The organism is Actinomarinicola tropica (assembly GCF_009650215.1).
In the GTDB taxonomy this organism is placed as follows: domain Bacteria; phylum Actinomycetota; class Acidimicrobiia; order Acidimicrobiales; family SKKL01; genus Actinomarinicola; species Actinomarinicola tropica.
In genome coordinates this window covers 1,402,493-1,419,362 of the sequence record NZ_CP045851.1, presented here as the reverse complement: position 1 = coordinate 1,419,362, position 16,870 = coordinate 1,402,493, and the positions used below count along the sequence as shown (strand labels likewise).

The following is a 16,870-nucleotide window of genomic DNA, read 5'->3' as shown; positions in this document are numbered from 1 at the left end:
TGAGATGGGTGTGCTCTTCTCCCACCCGGGGTCGGGGTCAGTTGCGGGGGACGTCCTTCCACGGCATGCCCTTGAACGCATCCGGCTCCCGCGGCAGCCCGAGGACGCGGTCGCCGATGATGTTGCGCTGGATCTCCGACGTGCCGCCCTCGATCGAGTTGCCCCGCGAGCGGAGGAACGCCCGAGCCCGCATGGCCGACGCCGCGTCGTCCTTCTCCCAGGCCATCGGCCCCGTCATCATGTCGGCCGAGAGGATCTGGGCGGCCATGTTGAACTCGGTGCCGAACAGCTTGGCGATCGACCCCTCGGGACCCGGCTGGCCGGCCTTGCGCTGGGCCGCGGCGCGCTGGATGTTCCAGGCCGAGACCTTGCCGGTGATGTAGAGGTCGATGATGCGATCCCGGAGGACGGGGTCGCTCTCCCACCGGCCGTCGGCCTTGGCCTCGCGGATCAGCGCATCGATGACGGTGCCGCCGCTCGTCATCCCCGCGCCGACCTCCCGCCGCTTCCCGTCGGCCGAGGTGGCCGACGCGCCCGACGACGCCCGCCGGCGGCGACGGGCCGCGGCGCCGCCGAAGGCGCCGGACAGCGCGACGCGCTCGTTGAGCAGCGTGGTCTGGGCGACCGCCCAGCCCTCGCCCTCGGGACCGATGCGCCAGGCGTCGGGGATCCGCACGTCGCTCAGGAAGACCTCGTTGAACTCGGCGTCGCCCGTGATCTGGACGAGCGGCCGGATCTCGACGCCGGGCGCCTCCATGTCGAGGATGAAGTAGCTGATGCCCTTGTGCTTCGGCTGGTCGGGGTTCGTGCGGGCGATGAGCATCCCCCACTTGGACATGTGGGCACCCGACGTCCACACCTTCTGGCCGTTGACGATCCACTCGTCCCCGTCGCGCTCGGCCCGCATCGCGAGACCGGCGATGTCCGACCCGTTGCCCGGCTCGGAGAAGAGCTGGCACCACCAGTCGCCCTGGGCCATGCCGGAGAGGAAGAAGCGCTTCTGCTCCTCGGTGGCCCACTGGCGCAGCGTCGGCGCCGCCAGGCCGAAGCCGAGGATGTTGAACGAGCGCGGGACCCGGTAGTCGTCCTTGACCTCCTCGACGACCGCGGCCTGCTCGGGGCTGAGGCCGGCACCGCTGTACTCGACCTCCCACTCGGGCATCGCCCAGCCGGCCTCGCCGATGGCCTTCAGGAAGGCCCGCTCGTCGAGCTCGGCCCGGCCGCGCTGGTACAGCTCCTCGTCGTCCTTCTCGATGCCCGAGACCCAGTCGGCGGGCAGGTGCTGGCGGAGCCAGCCGACGACGGCCTCGCGGATCTCGTCGTTCGTGCGGGTGGCGTACTCGCTGGTGGTCATCTTCTCCCCTGTGGGCTGGTCGTGACGTGCGATGGATGAAGGGCGCCGGCGGACGTGCGGCGCTCAGGGCGGAGGCGGCATCCCCGTGGAGCGCAGCAGGCACTCCTGGACGAAGGAGGCGACGAGCGTGCCGTCGGCGGCGTGGAACGACCCCCGAGCCAGGCCCCGGGCACCGTGGTTCGTCAGCGGCGACGCCGAGAACAGCAGCCACTCGTCGACGCGCAGCGGACGGTGGAACCACACGGCGTGGTCGAGGCTGGCACCGCCCCAGGTCGGGCTGGCGTCGGGCGCGACGGCGGCGCGGACGACGGCCATGTCCGAGACGTAGGTGAGCGCGCAGGCGTGGAGCGCCGGATCGTCGGGGATCGGCTCGGCCAGGCGCACCCAGGCCGGGTGCAGCGAGAAGTCCTCGCCCATGTTGACCGGCCGCAGCTCGAACAGCGACGCGGCGCGCGGCCCGCGGAACCGTGGCGCCTTGCCGTCGGCGTCCTTCGGGGCCCACGGCGGTCGGCGACCGAACAGCTCCCGCGGGGGCAGCTCGTCGGGTCCCGGGACACCGGGCGCCAGCGGCTCGGACCAGTCGTGGCCGTCCTCGTGGACGTGGAACGACGCGTCGAGGACGAAGATCGCCTCGTCGCCCTGCACGGCGGTGACCCGCCGGGTGGCGAACGATCGCCCGTCGCGGATCCGCTCGACCCGCAGCTCCAGGGGCACGCCGGGACGGCCCGGGCGGATGAAGTACGAGTGCAGCGAGTGCACGGTGCGGTCATCGGGGACGGTGAGGGTGGTCGCCCGCAGGGACTGGGCGGCGACCTGCCCCCCGAAGAGCCGGGGTGGACCCTCGGCGGGGGTGATGGCCTCGAAGCGGTCGGGGGCGGTGGCGTCGAGGTCGAGGAGCTCGAGCAGGGTGCTCAGGAGGGTGGTCCTTCCGGGGTCGTGACGAACGAGGTGCTTCGGCAGGCTAATCGTTCACGCGACCTTCCTTGAACGCCCGGTCAAGAGATGCCGAGGACCTCGCGGGCGTGGGCGACGTCGAGCTCGAGCTGGGCGACGAGCGCCTCCACGCCGTCGAAGCGCATCTCGGAGCGCAGGAGCTGGACGAACTCGACGCGCGCCGGCTCACCGTAGAGGTCGCCGCTGAAGTCGATGAGGTGGGCCTCGAGGAGGGACGTGTCGGCGTGCTCGTAGAACGTCGGACGTCGCCCGAGGTTGATCGCCGCCGCGTGGCGCGACCCGTCCGGTCGGATGTACCAGCCGGCGTAGACGGCGTCGGCCGGGATGGCCATCGCCGTCGGGACGGGGACGTTCGCCGTCGGGAACCCGAGGAGCCGCCCGCGCTGGTCGCCTTGGACCACCGTCCCCCGCAGCTCGTAGCTGCGACCGAGCATCGACGCGGCGGCGGCGACGTCGCCGCCGGCGAGCGACCGCCGGATCGCCGTGGAGGACACCGGCTCGGTGGCGCCGGTCGGGCTCGGCAGCAGGTCGAGGCCCTCGACGGTGAAGCCGTGGATCGCCCCCATATCCCGCAGCATGGCGACGTTCCCCCGGCGCTGGTGACCGAAGTGGAAGTCCTCCCCCACCACGATCGACCGGGCACCCAGCCGCCCGACGAGGACCTCGGTGACGAAGTCCTCGGCCGCTTCCTTCGAGCGCGCCTCGTCGAAGTGCACGACGAACGTGCAGTCGACGCCCGCGAGCTCGAGGAGCTCGAGCTTCTGCTCGAGGGTCGTGAGCAGCAGCGGCGCGTTCTCGGGTCGCAGGATCGTGGCCGGGTGGCGGTCGAAGGTCACGACCGCCATCGGCACCCCCAGCGCGGCCGCACGCTCCTGCGTCGTGCGGATGACGGCCTGGTGGCCGAGGTGCACGCCGTCGTACACGCCGATCGTGGCCGCGCACCCCTCGATGGACGCCGGGCTCGGGTCGTTGTCGCGGATCACCTGCACCGGCGTGACGCTACCGGCCGCCGGCGCCCCGGCACCACAGCGGACCGGGGTCGCTCACGCAGGGATGACGACGGTGGGCTTGGCCCGGCCGCCGCCGACCGGCTCGTACACCGTGCCCAGCCGGTTCTGTCCCTCATCACCGTCGCTCAGCGACGCGATCCAGGGACAGAACGGACCACCGGGCAGCGGGCTCAGCTCGGGATGACCACGGTGGGCTTGGCCCGGCCGCCACCAACCGGCTCGTACACGGCGAGCAGGGTGCCGTCGGGGGTGAGGAGCGGCCACGGCGACTGACCGGTCACGCCGAGCACGTCGAGGTCGAGGATCCGCCCGTTGCGGACCAGCGCGGCGACGTCGTCGGAGACCGTGACCCGCTGCAGGTCACGCAGAGCCTCCGACGGCGGGAGCACCGTGGCCCCCTCGATGGTGGTGGCCTCGTCGAGCGAGAACGAACCGATGGCGGTGCGACGCAGGTTGCGCAGGTGGGCACCGCCGCCGAGGAGGTGTCCGAGGTCGGCCGCCAGCGTGCGGACGTAGGTGCCCGACGAGCAGTCGACCTCGACGCGGAGCGCGCCCGGGGTGTCGGGCAGCTCGTCGACGACGAAGCGGTGCACCGTGACCGGGCGCGCCTCGCGCTCGACCTCGATGCCCTCGCGGGCCAGCTCGTGGAGGCGGCGACCCCCGACCTTGAGCGCCGACACCATCGGGGGCACCTGGAGGATGTCGCCGGTGAGCTGCGCCGCAGCGGCGCGGGCGGCCTCGACGGTGACGTCACCCATCTCGTGGGTCGCGGTGACCTCGCCCGACGCGTCGAGCGTGGACGTCTCGGTGCCGAGCACGACCTCGCCGACGTAGCTCTTCGGCAGGGCCGTCATGAACCGCATCAGGCGGGTCGCCGTACCCACGCCGACGAGGAGCACCCCGGTGGCGTCGGGATCGAGCGTGCCGGCGTGGCCCACCTTGCGGGTGCCGAGGACGCCGCGCAGCTTGGCGACCACGTCGTGGGACGTCCATCCCGCCGGCTTGTCGATGACGCAGAGGCCGCTCGGGCCCGCCAGTCGGCTCACGCCTCGTCGTCGGCGGGTTCGTGCTCGCCGTCGGCCAGCTCGGGCAGCTCGCGCAGGATCTCCTCGATGCGCGCCGCGCCCCTCGTGACCTCGTCGACCTCGAAGCCGAGCTCCGGCACCCGCTTGATGCGCGCCTCGCGCCCGAGGGCACGCTGGAGCCGGCCCCGGTGGGCGCGGAGGGCGTCGAGCGCCTCGGCGTCGATGGCGGCCGCGTCGAGGTCGTCGGGGTCGTGAGGAGCGGTGAAGTAGAGCGTCGCCCGGTCGAGGGCGGCGTCGACGTCGACCTCGATGACCGTCACCATCTCGAGGCGGGGGTCGTCGATGCGCTCCAGCTCCTCGGCGAGGATCTCCCGGAACAGCTCCTTCAGCCGCGCCGTGCGCGGGTAGTGCCGGGCGTTGCTGCGGTGCTTGCTCATCTCTCGTGCTCCAGCCAGTGGCGGTCGGATCTGAGGACCTGTATCCCCGGTGTCGACCAGATGAACCGCTCCACCTCGTCGAGGACCTCCTCGGCGTGGTGGGCGCGGTTGGACACGACGGCGACGCCGAGCGACGCCAGCTGCCAGCTGTCGTTCGCGTCGACCTCGGCGCAGGCGACGCCGAAGCGGCGCTTGGCTCCCTCGACGATGGGCTTCACGATCGCTCGCTTCGCCTTGAGGGACCGGCACTCACCCAGGTGCAGATCGATCTGCATGGCCACGACGTGCACGGCCGGCGCCCTTCCGTGGGATCAGGTGCGGGGGATCTCCCGCTCCTCGAACGTCTCGATGATGTCCCCCGGCTTCAGGTCCTGGAAGTCCGAGAGGCCGATGCCGCACTCGTAGCCCGAGGCGACCTCGCGGACGTCGTCCTTGAAGCGCTTGAGGGAGCTGATCTCGCCCTTCCAGATGATCGTGCCCTCGCGGAGGAAGCGGACCTTCGAGCCGCGGGTGATCACGCCGTTGGTGACGTAGCAGCCGGCGATCGCACCGATCCGGGGCACGCGGAAGATCTCGCGCACCTCGGCGTCGCCGGTGACGACCTCCTCGAACTCCGGAGCGAGCATGCCGAGCATGGCGTTCTCGACGTCCTCGAGCGCCTTGTAGATGATCTCGTAGGTCCGGATCTCGACGTCCTCGGCCTCCGCGAGCTCCCGGGCCTGGCGGTCCGGTCGCACGTTGAAGCCGATGATCGTGGCGTTCGAGGTGGCGGCGAGCTGGATGTCGCCCTGGCTGATGGCACCGACGCCGCGGTGCACGAACGACAGCTTCACCTCGTCGCGCTCGAGCTTGCGGAGGCTCTCGGTGAGCGCCTCGAGCGAGCCGTTCACGTCGGCCTTCAAGATGAGGTTCAGCGTCGCGGCCTCGCCGGCCTGGATCTGGCTGAAGATGTCCTCGAGGCGGGCGCCGCCCGACATGGCGTGGGCGTCGCGGCCGTGGCTCGCCACCCGCTGCCAGTGCTCGCGGGTCTCGGCGACCTTGGCGGCCTTGCGCTCGTCGGGCGCGACGATGAAGTCGTCACCGGCGTGGGCGACGTCGGACAGTCCGAGGACCTCGACCGGCGTGGACGGGCCGGCCTCCTTCACCTGGTTGCCCTTGTCGTCGATGAGGGCGCGGACGCGTCCCCACGAAGCGCCGGCGACGAGCGGGTCGCCGACCCGCAGCGTGCCCCGCTGCACGAGGATCGTGGCCACCGGGCCGCGACCGACGTCGAGGTGCGACTCGAGCACGACGCCCCGGGCGCGCCCCTCGCCGCTGGCCCGCAGGTCCTCGAGGTCGGCGACCACGAGGAGGTTGTCGAGCAGGTCGTCGATGCCGATGTTCTGGAGCGCCGAGATCTCGACGACGACGGTGTCGCCGCCCCACGCCTCGGGCACGAGCTCGTGCTCGGAGAGCTGCTGGAGCACGCGGTTGGGATCGGCGTTCTCCCGGTCGATCTTGTTGACCGCCACCACGATCGGCACCTCGGCGGCGCGAGCGTGGTTCAGGGCCTCGATCGTCTGGGGCATGACGCCGTCGTCGGCCGCCACCACGAGGATGACGATGTCGGTGGCGTCGGCGCCCCGGGCCCGCATGGCGGTGAACGCCTCGTGGCCGGGGGTGTCGATGAAGGTGAGCAGCCGACCGTCGCGCTCGGTCTGGTAGGCGCCGATGTGCTGGGTGATGCCACCGGCCTCACCCGCGACGACGTTGGCGTTGCGGATGCGGTCGAGCAGCTTCGTCTTGCCGTGGTCGACGTGGCCCATGACGGTGATGACCGGCGGGCGCGACGGGGCGTCCTCGTCGTCGTCCTCCTCGTCGAGGAGGTCGACCTCGAGCATCTTGAGGAGCTCGACCTCCTGCTCCTCGCCGGGGTCGACGAGGCGGATCTCCGCGCCGATGTCGGCGGCGAAGAGCTCGATCATGTCGTCGGACAGCGACTGGGTGGCCGTCACCATCTCGCCCTGCTGCATGAGGAAGCGGACGACGTCGGCGGCGGTGCGGTTCAGCTTGGGACCGAGGTCCTGGGGCGTGGAGGCGCGCTCGACCACCACCGTGCCCTCGGGGACGGCCGCGTCCTCGGGGGTGTAGGTGGGGACGTCCATCGGCTGCAGCTCCTCACGGCTGCGACGACGACGTCCCTTGCGGCGCGGCGGGCGTCGGCCCTGACCGGGACCACCGGGGCGACCGCCGGGGCCACCACCGGGGCGACCACCGGGACCACCGCCGCCACCGGGGCCACCGCCGGCACCGGGCACCATCGGACGGGGGCCGCCGCCACCGCCGGGGCGGGGACCGCCACCGGGGCGCGCCCCGGGAGGACCGGCAGGGCGCCGGCCGGGCGCGGGGCCACGACCACCGAGGCCGGGCGGGGGCGGGATCGGCTTGCCGGACTGCGAGACGGGTGGCCCGGGGGGCGGCGGGATGGGCTTGCCCGACGACGACATCGGCGGACGCGGGGCGCGTCCGGGCGCGTCGGTGCGGGCCGCGGGGGCCTGGGGGCCGCCGGGCCGCGGCGGGGCCGGACGGGAGGGAGCGGTCGGGGCCTCGCTGCTCGCCGCCGGGGCCTGGGGCGGCGCGGGCGGACGGGCCGGCGGCGGCGCGGCGGACTCGTCACGCCGGGGCGGGCGCGGCGGGTGCTCGCTGCCGCTCGAGGTCACGAGCGAGCGACGCGGCGGAGCGGGCGGGGCATCCTCGGCCGCGGGGGCCGACGGCTGCTCCTCGGGTGCGGCCGCCGGGCGCTCCGGGGCCGGGGTCTCGGCGGCCGGGGCGGGCGCCTCTGACGGCGCAGGCTCGACGGGCGCCTCGGTGGCGGGGGCCTCGTCGGCCGCGGCCTCCTTCGCCGGCGCCTTCTTGGCCTTCGTGGCCTTCTTGGGCGCCGCGGGCTCCTCGGGCTGCTGGTCCCGGACGAGGCCCTCGCGCTCGGCCTTGCGGCGGACGCGGTCGGCCTGGGCGTCGACGACGCTGGAGGAGTGGCTCTTCACGCCGATCCCGAGCTCCTCGCAGAGGTCGAGCGTCTCCTTGTTGGTGAGCCCGAGCTCTCGCGCCAGCTCGTACACGCGGATCTTTGCTGCCAAGGTCCTACCCAGCCCCTTCGTCGTCTCGTCCCGTGGTGACGGGCGTACCAGTCTCGCGCACCGGGCTCTCCGGCACGAACGCCAACTCCAAGCGGTCGATGGCCGCCTGGCTCACCGGCGCTCTGAACGCCCGGGCGAATGCGTTGCGCCGGGCAGCTGCGGTCAGGCACGCCGTGGACCCGGCACAGAGCCAGGCACCACGGCCCTCCAGGGTACGGCCGACCTCGAGCGATCCCTCCACCCGGCGCACGATCCGCACCAGCTCGTGCTGGGGCGCCCGACGCCGGCACCCGATGCAGGTGCGGACCGGACCGTCGGTGGCGCCCCCTATGCCGGATCCTCCGCCGTGTCGCCCTCGCCCTCGGCCTCGGCCGGCTCGGGCTCGGCGGTGTCGGCCTCAGGGGCAGCCAGCTCGGCCGCCGCCTCGGCGTCGACGTCCTCGTCCCCCTCGCCCTCGTCCTCGGTGGCCAGGTCCTCGAGGGTGGCGCGGCCGCCCTCGACCACCGCGGCCTCCTCGGCGTCGAGGACCTCGACGCCCTCGGCCGGCGAGGCATCGGACTCGTCGCCGGCGCCGGCGGACCACTCCTCGGCGGACAGGGCCGGACCGCCCTCCGCAGGCTGCCACACCTGCTCACCGGTCTCGGGGTCGACGATCCACTCGCCCTCGGCCCACTCCTCGCTGGCGTAGGCCTCCTCCTCGGCGAGCTGGGTCTCGCTCTTGATGTCGACCCGCCAGCCGGTGAGCCGCGCCGCGAGGCGGGCGTTCTGACCCTCCTTCCCGATGGCCAGCGACAGCTGGTAGTCGGGGACGATCACCGTGGCGGTGCCGGTCTCCTCGTCGATGCGGACCTCCTTCACCTTGGCCGGCGAGAGGGCCTTCATGACGAAGTCCGGCTGGTCCTCGGAGAAGGGGACGATGTCGATCTTCTCGCCGCGCAGCTCGTTGACGACCATGCGGACGCGGGCGCCCCGGGCGCCGACGCAGGCGCCGACCGGGTCGACGTTCTGGTCGTTCGAGTAGACGGCGATCTTCGTGCGGTGCCCGGGCTCGCGGGCGCAGGCCTTGATCTCGACGATGCCGTCGGCGATCTCGGGCACCTCCAGCTCGAAGAGGCGCTTGATGAGGCCCGGGTGCGTGCGGCTGACGACGATCTGGGGGCCCTTCGCCGTCTTGCGGACCTCGACGATGTAGGCCTTCAGGCGGGCGTTGGCCTCGGGGCGCTCGTAGGGCACCTGCTCGGCCTGCGGCAGCAGCGCCTCCACCCGTCCGAGGTCGAGGAGCGTGTAGCGGCTGTCGCTCTGCTGCACGATGCCGGTGACGATGTCGCCCTCGCGGCCCGCGTACTCCTCGTACTTGAGCTCGCGCTCGGCCTCGCGGATGCGCTGCATCATGACCTGCTTGGCCGTCTGGGCGGCGATGCGGCCGAAGTTCTGCGGCGTGACGTCGAGCTCGGGCCCGGTGGGCTCGCCCTCCTCGTCGAGCTCCTGGGCGAGGACCCGGATCTCGAAGGTGTCGGGGTCGATGGTGACCCAGGCGTACTCGTGGGCGTCGGGCATCCGCTTGTAGGCCGACTCCAGCGCGTCGGCGAGGGCGCCGAACAGCGTGTCCACGGAGATCCCCTTGTCCGCGGCGAGCGCCTGGAGCGCCTCCATCATCTCGGGGTTGCTCACGACGTGGACCTCCTGGATCGGGCGGGCGCCGAGGCCGGTCGGCCCCCGGGCTTGGTGTTCGGACCCCACTCGAAGACGGTGCGGGCCTTGTCGATGTCGGCGTGGCGGACCTCGGTGGGCGTCGGCCCCTCGGGCCCCTCGACGTCGACCAGGACGTGGTCGTCGCCGGCGGTGCGCAGCACGCCGCGCAGGCGACGGGCGCCCTCGGCGTCGGTGCGGCGCACCTTGATGCTCACCAGCTCGCCGACCGCGCCCTCGAAGTGGGCGGGCGTGCGCAGGTTCCGCTCGAGACCGGGGCTCGAGACCTCGAGGGTGTAGCCGCCGGGGATCGGGTCCTCGTCGTCGAGGAGGTGCGACACCGACCGGGTGATCTCGCTGAGGTCGTCGATGGAGGGCGGCTCGGCGTCGCCCGCGGCGACGGTGATCCGCAGGACCGGGCCCTGCTGCTCCACGTCGTAGACGGTGAACCCGCGTCCGACGATGATCGGCTCGGCGAGCGCGCGGATGCGATCGGTCGTGGTCATGCGGGGCACCTCCTCCTGCGTGTCGTCTGCCGTGGTCCGGGGTCGGGATGCCCCGACCTACGAGAAAGGCGTGGGCCGGAGCCCACGCCTTCGTCCGGCATGCGTACTAGAGCGAGGGCTGAGTATACCCCGCCGCCAGGGGCCCGCGCCGGGCCCCGCCCCCGGGCGCGGCGCCGCCGGCCTCAGTACGCCCGCGCGGCGACGGCGACGAGGTCGGGCTCGTCGGCGCTCGCCGGGACGGTGCCGTCGGGCCGCTGGATGCAGCGGACCGTGACCCCCTCGGCGGCCAGCCGGTCCTCGCCCGCGTCGCCGACGAGCGCCCACGGGATCCGCGCGGCCCCGGTGGCGGCCGCCTCGACGGCAGAATCGAGGTCCTCGACGTCGACGAGCCGGGCGGCCAGGTGCTCCTCGGCCTGTCGGCGCAACGACGCCTGGCCGTCCTCGAGCGCGGTCGCGACCGCCGCGGCGACCTGGTCGAGGCCGACCGTCTGCTTCCGGCTCGGGTTGTCGCTGGCGAGGTCGCGCCGCACGAGGGTGACGACCCCGTCGGCGAGGTCGCGGGGACCGACCTCGACACGCACCGGGACGCCCTTCAGCTCCCAGTCGGTGGCCCGCCGACCGAACGACACCGACACCTTGTCGTCGAGGACGACCCGGACGCCGGCGTGTCGCAGCTCGTCGACCAGCGCGCCGCCACGCTCGAGGCAACCGGCGTCGTCCCGCACGACCACGACCACGACCTGGGTCGGGGCGAGCCGAGGCGGGATGCGCAGGCCGTCGTCGTCGCCGTGGCTCATGATCAGCCCCCCGACCATGCGGGTCGACACCCCCCACGACGTCGTCCACGCGTGCTGCTGCTGGCCGTCGGCATCGAGGTAGAGGATGTCGAAGGCCCGGGAGAAGTTCTGGCCCAGCTCGTGGCTGGTGCCCATCTGCAGCGCCTTGCCGTCGCCGACGATCGCCTCGCAGGTGAGCGTGTTGATCGCCCCGGCGAAGCGCTCCCGCGCCGTCTTGCGCCCCACCAGCACGGGGATGCCGAGGACCTCGACCATGAAGTCGCGGTAGACGTCGTGGAGGATGCGCAGGGCGTAGGCGGTGGCGTCGGCCTCCGAGGCGTGCGCGGTGTGACCCTCCTGCCACAGGAACTCCGTGGTGCGCAGGAACACCCGCGGCCGCAGCTCCCAGCGCACGACGTTCGCCCACTGGTTGAGCAGGAGCGGGAGGTCCCGGTACCCCTGGATCCACTTGGCCATGAACTCGCCGAACACGGTCTCGCTCGTCGGACGCACGACGACCGGTTCCTCGAGCTCCTTCCCGCCGGCGTGGGTGACGACGGCCAGCTCGGGGCTGAACCCCTCGACGTGCTCGGCCTCCCGCTGCAGGTAGGACTCGGGGATGAACATGGGGAACGCCACGTTCTGGGCGCCCGCGGCCTTGATCCGGTCGTCGACCTCCCGCTGCATCCGCTCCCAGATCGCGTAGCCGTACGGACGGATCACCATCGTGCCCCGCACCGGGCCGTTCTCGGCCATCTCCGCCTTGGCGACGACGTCCTGGTACCAGCGGGGGAAGTCCTCCGCCTGCGGGGTGAGCACACGCTGAGCCATGGCGGGCGAGCCTACCGCTCGCCTGCGTGGCGCTCGGCGGCCCGCGCGGCGTCCGGCCGACGGGCGATAGGGTCGCTCGACGGTGTCCACCTCCGCCTCCCCCGACCTCTCGACGACGAGCGCGCCGCGCTCGAGCATCCTCGCCCTCGGCCACGCCGTGGGGGCCATCTGGGCCCTCCTCGTCGGCATCGCCCTGCTGATGCTCGGCACCGGCCTCCAGGGCAGCCTCCTCGGCCTCCGGGCGTCGATCGAGGGCTTCAGCACGACCACCGTCGGCATCGTGATGTCGAGCTACTACCTCGGCTACCTGCTGGGCTCCCTGCGCGCTCCCCGCCTCGTGAGCGCCGTCGGGCACATCCGGGTCTTCGCCGCCTTCGCCTCCATCGCGTCGAGCACGGTGCTCCTGCACTCCCTCGTCGTCGAGCCGCTCGGGTGGACGCTCATCCGCATCGTCAGCGGCTTCTGCATGGCCGGGCTGTTCGTGGTCGCCGAGAGCTGGCTCAACGAGGGCGCCACCAACGAGACCCGCGGGTCCCTGCTGTCGATCTACATGGTGGTCGTCTACGGCGGCATGGGCGCCGGCCAGCTCCTCCTGAACGTCGCCGACCCCGGCGGCTTCGAGCTCTTCATCATCACGTCGGTGCTCGTGTCGGTGGCGCTGGTCCCGGCCGCCCTCTCGGTCCGCTCCGCGCCCGTCATCCCCACACCGACCGACGTGGACCTCCGGGAGGTCTTCCACGCCGCTCCCCTCGGGGTGATCGGGTCCGTCCTCGCCGGCACGGCGTCAGGCGCCCTCTTCGGCGTCGGCGTGGTCTACGCCCAGCTCGCCGGGCTGTCGCTCGCCAAGACCTCGGTGTTCATGCTCGCGGCCATCCTCGGCGGCGCCGCCCTGCAGTGGCCGGTGGGCATGGCCTCGGACCGGGTCGACCGGCGCCTCGTCATCGTGGTCGTCGCCCTGGCCGCCGCCGGCGCCTGCCTCGCCGGGGCGATGGGCCCGCACGGCGTGGCGCTGCTCGTCGTCGTGGGGGCGCTCGGGGCCCTGTCGATGCCGCTCTACCCGCTCTGCAACGCCCACGCGAACGACTACATCGACGCCGACCGCCGCGTGGGGGCCGGCAGCCGGCTGGTGCTGGCCAACGGGCTCGGGGCGATCGCCGGACCGTTCCTCGCGTCGTGGTCGATGGACGCGGTGGGCGAGGCGGGCTTCTTCTGGTTCCTCGCCGCGCTCCACGTCCTCATCGCCGCCTACGCGGCCTACCGGATCACCCGCCGGTCGGCCGCCGCCGACCCGGCGCACTACCACCCGTACCCCGCCCGGTCGTCGGTCGTCGTGTCGACCCTCGACCCCGAGGCGTGGGACGAGGAGGACCACCCACGCTTCGACACCGAGCAGGTCCCCGTCGTCAGCGTCGACGACTGAGGGCGCGCGTCGCGGTCAGCTGCGCAGCCCGCGGATGATCTCGACGCGCTGCTCGCTGCGGTTCGCGTCGGCACCCTTGTCGTCGAGGAGGTCGGCACGATCGCGCTCCGCCTCGCGACGCGCCTTCTCGGTGTCGACCCGCGCCAGCGCGGCGTCGGTGCCGTTCTCGACGATGAACTCGGCCCACTCGACGAGGGCCTCGACCATGTCCGCCTCGGGCACGACCGCCACGTTCTGACCCTTCACGAACAGGTGGCCACGCTGGCGGCCGGCGGCGATGCCGAGGTCGGCGTCGCGCGCCTCGCCCGGACCGTTCACGACGCAGCCCATCACCGCGACCTGCAGCGGGATCTCCCGGTCGCCGAACGCCGCCATGGCGTCGTTGGCGACCTTGATGACGTCGACCTCGGCCCGGCCGCAGCTCGGACAGGCGATGAGGTCGATGTTCTTGCGCTCGCGCAGCCCCAGCGCCTCGAGCAGCTGGCGGCCGGCGCGCGCCTCCTCGACCGGATCGGCGGTGAGCGAGTAGCGGATCGTGTCGCCGATGCCCTCGGCCAGCAGCGTCGCGATGCCGGCGGTGGCCTTCACGAGCCCCGCCGGGGGCGGACCGGCCTCGGTCACGCCGAGGTGGAGCGGGTGGTCCGTGGCGTCCGCCAGCTGCCGGTAGGCCTCGACCATCAGCGGCACGTTGGACGCCTTGACCGAGATCTTCACGTCGTGGAAGCCGACCTCGTCGAAGTAGGCGAGCTCCTGCATCGCCGACTCGACCATCGCCTCGGGCGTGACCCGGCCGCCGTACTTGTCGTAGAGCGCCGGATCGAGGGAGCCGCCATTGACGCCGATGCGGATGGGCAGCCCGCGGTCCCGGGCCTCGGTGGCGACGGCCTTGATGTGCTCGGGCTTGCGGATGTTGCCCGGGTTGAGGCGCAGGCCGTGGACACCCGCCTCCATCGCGGCGAGCGCCATCCGGTACTGGTGGTGGATGTCGGCGATGATCGGGAGCGGCGAGCGCGGCACGATGCGGGCCAGCCCCTCGGCCGCCTCGAGCTCGTTGCACGTGCACCGGACGATGTCGCAGCCGGCGGCGGCGAGGGCGTAGATCTGCTGGAGCGTGCCGTCGACGTCGGCCGTCTTCGTGGTCGTCATCGACTGGATCGAGATGGGCGCTCCGCCACCGACCGCCACGTCACCGACGTGGATCTGGCGGGTCTGGCGCCTCGGGAACGTGATGCTGCCGGCATCCATGCGGGCCTGCCTAGAGGTCGATCGGGTTGGCGATGTCGAGGTAGAGGGCCACGAGGCCCACGCCGACGAGGAGGAACACCACGCCGTAGGTCAGCGGCATCAGCTTGTTGACGTCGGCGTGGTAGCGGTCTCGGCTGCGGGAGGCGAGCTCCCGCACCTTCTCGTAGGTGGCGACGGCGACGTGGCCGCCGTCGAGGGGCAGGAGCGGCACCAGGTTGAACGCCCCGATGAACACGTTGATGAGCACCATGAACGCGAGGAACGCCTCGACGCCGCTGTCGGCGGCCTGGGCGCCGAGCCGGGCCGCGCCGTAGATGGAGAGGACCCGGTTCTCGCCCTCGGCTGCCGCGGTGGCCGCGGACGTCGGCCCGTCGGAGGGCGACGTGGCGGTGTCGGCGGCGGTCCCGACGAACTCCGACAGGCCCGACGGGCTGAAGAACGACCCGAGGGCCCGCAGCGACTGCCACGTGATGTCGCCGAACTCGACGAACGCCGTCGGGATCGCCTCGACGACACCGACCTCCTCGACCCGGTACTCGACCTCGGGGCCGACCCCGAGGAAGCCGTCACCCTCGCCGTTGTCACCGAGCGTCACGTCGAGGTCGAGCGTCTGGCCGCCCCGCTCGACGGTGAGCACGACGACGTCGGCGGGCTGGCGCCCCTGGACCTCGTCGACCAGCTCGTCCCACAGGGTGATGGGACGTCCGTCGACCGCCACCACCCTGTCCCCCACCTCGAGGCCGGCGGCTTCGGCGGGTCCGACGGTCTGCTCGCCGTCCTCCTCGCCGTCCTCGTGGATCGCGGCCAACCGGTCGATCGACCAGCCGAGCTGCTCGTCGGTCGGCTGCCCGAAGCCCACGAGCAGGGCGTACATGGCGACGATGGCGATGATGAAGTGCATCGTCGACCCCGCCACCGCGACGGACATGCGCCGCCAGTACGGCTTCTGGCGGTAGGTGCGGCTCTCGTCGGCCGGGTCGACCTCCTCGAGGTTCGTCATCCCGATGACCTTGACGTAGGCGCCGGCCGGGATCGCCTTGATGCCGTACTCGGTCTCGCCCCGGTGGAACGACCAGATGCGTGGGCCGAAGCCGATGAAGAACTCGGTGACCTTCATGCCCGCCCACTTGGCGGTGAGGTAGTGGCCGAGCTCGTGCAGGAAGATCACCGTCACGAGGGCGAACAGGATGACGACCCACGGCAGGCCGCCGACCAGGCCGACCCACGCCACGACGAGGAGCAGCAGGACGATGCGGATCGGGCTCGAGCCCTCGGGCTCGGGCTCGCGCGCCGGGGGCACGGGGGCCGGCGGCTGGTCGCGGTGGTCGAGGTGGGTCACGTGCGTCCCTGGAGGAGCTGGCGGGCCGCTGCGCGGGCCCGCCGATCGGCATCGATGACGGCCTCCACGGAGTCGGCCGCCGCACCATCATGCCGGTCGAGGACCCCTTTGCAGACGTCGGGTATCTCGACCCACCGGATGGCGCCGTCCAGGAAGGAGGCGACCGCCACCTCGTTCGCGGCGTTGAGCCACGCCGGCGCCGTGCCGCCCGCCCGACCCGCGTCGTAGGCGAGGCCGAGGCAGGGGAACGCCTCGTGGTCGGGCAGTCCGAAGTCGAGCGAGCCGAGCGTCGCCCAGTCGATCCGCCCGAACGGCGTCGCGATGCGGTCCGGGTGGGCCAGCGCGTACCCGATCGGGAGGCGCATGTCGGGGAGGGACAGCTGGGCGATCGTGGAGCCGTCGGTGTACTCGACCATCGAGTGCACGATCGACTGCGGGTGCACGACGACCTCGATGCGGTCGTAGTCGACCCCGAACAGCTCGTGGGCCTCGATCACCTCGAGCCCCTTGTTCATGAGCGTCGACGAATCGACGGTGATCTTCGGCCCCATCGACCACGTCGGGTGGGCCAACGCATCGTCGATCGAGACGTCGTCGAGCTCCTCGCGGGTGCGACCTCGGAACGGCCCGCCGCTGGCGGTGAGGACGATCCGCCCGACCCGCTCGGCGTTGTCGTTCGCCCGGAGGCACTGGTGGACGGCGGCGTGCTCGGAGTCGACCGGGACGAGCTCGGCGCCTGGTGTGGCACGGGCCTCCTGCACGACGGGCCCGCCGGCGATCAGCGACTCCTTGTTGGCCAGCGCGAGGCGCCGTCCGGCCCGCAGCGACGCGAGCGTCACCTCGAGGCCGGCGAAGCCGACCACCCCGTTCACGCAGACGTCGCCGGCGGTGGCGGCGGCGACCAGGGCACCCTCCCCCACCACGAGCTCGGTGCCCTCCGGGAGGCGTCCGTCCAGTTGGCGCCCGGCCTCGGCGTCGGCGACGGCCACGAGCTCCGGCCGGTGCCGCACGGCCTGCGCGGCCAGCAGGTCGACCGAGGAGCCCGCGCCGAGCGCGACGACGCGGTAGCGGTCGGGCTCGGCCTCGACGACCTCGAGGGTCTGGGTCCCGATCGATCCCGTCGAACCGAGGACCGAGACGGTGGTGGGGCCGCTCATCGGGCCACGGA

15 protein-coding genes are annotated in these 16,870 nt (G+C 72.7%); 1 reads left to right on the top strand and 14 read right to left on the bottom strand.

Going from position 1 to position 16,870, the window contains the following annotated elements; all coding sequences use genetic code 11:
• Positions 1-37: 37 nt before the first annotated feature.
• The 11 genes from GH723_RS07015 to proS all read right to left on the bottom strand — a co-directional run bounded on the left by GH723_RS07015 (position 38) and on the right by proS (position 11,698).
• Entirely contained in the window at positions 38-1,354 is a 1,317-nt protein-coding gene (locus GH723_RS07015; RefSeq protein WP_153758985.1) for an acyl-CoA dehydrogenase family protein, read from the bottom strand.
• 63 nt (positions 1,355-1,417) lie between these two features.
• Positions 1,418-2,260, bottom strand: a complete 843-nt coding sequence (locus tag GH723_RS07010; RefSeq protein ID WP_407650264.1) for an acyl-CoA thioesterase — start codon at positions 2,258-2,260, stop codon at positions 1,418-1,420.
• A gap of 89 nt (positions 2,261-2,349) precedes the next feature.
• Positions 2,350-3,297, bottom strand: a complete 948-nt coding sequence (locus GH723_RS07005; RefSeq protein ID WP_153758983.1) for a bifunctional riboflavin kinase/FAD synthetase — start codon at positions 3,295-3,297, stop codon at positions 2,350-2,352.
• Positions 3,298-3,488: 191 nt separating this feature from the next.
• Entirely contained in the window at positions 3,489-4,364 is an 876-nt protein-coding gene (truB, locus tag GH723_RS07000) for a tRNA pseudouridine(55) synthase TruB (protein ID WP_229023147.1), read from the bottom strand.
• Entirely contained in the window at positions 4,361-4,780 is a 420-nt protein-coding gene (locus GH723_RS06995; RefSeq protein WP_153758982.1) for a ribosome-binding factor A, read from the bottom strand. Before GH723_RS06995 ends, truB begins: the two co-directional genes overlap by 4 nt.
• On the bottom strand, positions 4,777-5,055 hold the full coding sequence (locus GH723_RS06990; RefSeq protein ID WP_229023146.1) for a DUF503 domain-containing protein: 279 nt from the start codon (positions 5,053-5,055) through the stop codon (positions 4,777-4,779). Before GH723_RS06990 ends, GH723_RS06995 begins: the two co-directional genes overlap by 4 nt.
• A 36-nt stretch (positions 5,056-5,091) precedes the next feature.
• On the bottom strand, positions 5,092-7,896 hold the full coding sequence (gene infB, locus GH723_RS06985; RefSeq protein ID WP_153758980.1) for a translation initiation factor IF-2: 2,805 nt from the start codon (positions 7,894-7,896) through the stop codon (positions 5,092-5,094).
• Between the two features lie 4 nt (positions 7,897-7,900).
• A complete protein-coding gene (locus GH723_RS19220; protein WP_407650263.1) occupies positions 7,901-8,191 on the bottom strand; it encodes a DUF448 domain-containing protein in 291 nt (96 codons plus the stop codon).
• 32 nt (positions 8,192-8,223) lie between these two features.
• Complete coding sequence (nusA, locus tag GH723_RS06975; RefSeq protein ID WP_229023145.1) at positions 8,224-9,567, bottom strand: transcription termination factor NusA; 1,344 nt, start codon at positions 9,565-9,567, stop codon at positions 8,224-8,226.
• Positions 9,564-10,091, bottom strand: a complete 528-nt coding sequence (locus tag GH723_RS06970) for a ribosome maturation factor RimP (RefSeq protein WP_153758979.1) — start codon at positions 10,089-10,091, stop codon at positions 9,564-9,566. Before GH723_RS06970 ends, nusA begins: the two co-directional genes overlap by 4 nt.
• 182 nt (positions 10,092-10,273) lie before the next feature.
• Complete coding sequence (gene proS / locus GH723_RS06965) at positions 10,274-11,698, bottom strand: proline--tRNA ligase (RefSeq protein WP_153758978.1); 1,425 nt, start codon at positions 11,696-11,698, stop codon at positions 10,274-10,276.
• 82 nt (positions 11,699-11,780) lie between these two features.
• Between proS and GH723_RS06960 the strand changes: the two genes are divergently transcribed.
• The gene (locus tag GH723_RS06960; RefSeq protein WP_153758977.1) at positions 11,781-13,118 is read left to right on the top strand and encodes an MFS transporter; all 1,338 of its coding nucleotides are present in this window, start codon (positions 11,781-11,783) and stop codon (positions 13,116-13,118) included.
• A 15-nt stretch (positions 13,119-13,133) separates the two neighbouring features.
• Here the strand turns inward: GH723_RS06960 and ispG are convergent, their stop codons facing one another.
• The 3 genes from ispG to GH723_RS06945 are packed head-to-tail and all read right to left on the bottom strand — an operon-like array spanning position 13,134 to position 16,859.
• Positions 13,134-14,363: a flavodoxin-dependent (E)-4-hydroxy-3-methylbut-2-enyl-diphosphate synthase gene (gene ispG / locus GH723_RS06955; protein ID WP_153758976.1), complete on the bottom strand. Its 1,230-nt coding sequence runs from the start codon at positions 14,361-14,363 to the stop codon at positions 13,134-13,136.
• Between the two features lie 10 nt (positions 14,364-14,373).
• Positions 14,374-15,702 (bottom strand): M50 family metallopeptidase, encoded by a 1,329-nt coding sequence (locus GH723_RS06950; protein ID WP_153758975.1) that lies wholly within the window; start codon positions 15,700-15,702, stop codon positions 14,374-14,376.
• On the bottom strand, positions 15,699-16,859 hold the full coding sequence (locus tag GH723_RS06945; RefSeq protein WP_153758974.1) for a 1-deoxy-D-xylulose-5-phosphate reductoisomerase: 1,161 nt from the start codon (positions 16,857-16,859) through the stop codon (positions 15,699-15,701). Before GH723_RS06945 ends, GH723_RS06950 begins: the two co-directional genes overlap by 4 nt.
• Positions 16,860-16,870: the final 11 nt, after the last annotated feature.

Excerpts from the sequence above, each read along its gene's own strand:
- proS (WP_153758978.1), bottom strand. The coding sequence starts at position 11,698 with ATGGCTCAGCGTGTGCTCACCCCGCAGGCGGAGGACTTCCCCCGCTGG.
- ispG (WP_153758976.1), bottom strand. The coding sequence starts at position 14,363 with ATGGATGCCGGCAGCATCACGTTCCCGAGGCGCCAGACCCGCCAGATC.
- GH723_RS06990 (WP_229023146.1), bottom strand. The coding sequence starts at position 5,055 with ATGCAGATCGATCTGCACCTGGGTGAGTGCCGGTCCCTCAAGGCGAAG.
- GH723_RS06995 (WP_153758982.1), bottom strand. The coding sequence starts at position 4,780 with ATGAGCAAGCACCGCAGCAACGCCCGGCACTACCCGCGCACGGCGCGG.
- GH723_RS06970 (WP_153758979.1), bottom strand. The coding sequence starts at position 10,091 with ATGACCACGACCGATCGCATCCGCGCGCTCGCCGAGCCGATCATCGTC.
- GH723_RS07015 (WP_153758985.1), bottom strand. The coding sequence starts at position 1,354 with ATGACCACCAGCGAGTACGCCACCCGCACGAACGACGAGATCCGCGAG.
- GH723_RS06945 (WP_153758974.1), bottom strand. The coding sequence starts at position 16,859 with ATGAGCGGCCCCACCACCGTCTCGGTCCTCGGTTCGACGGGATCGATC.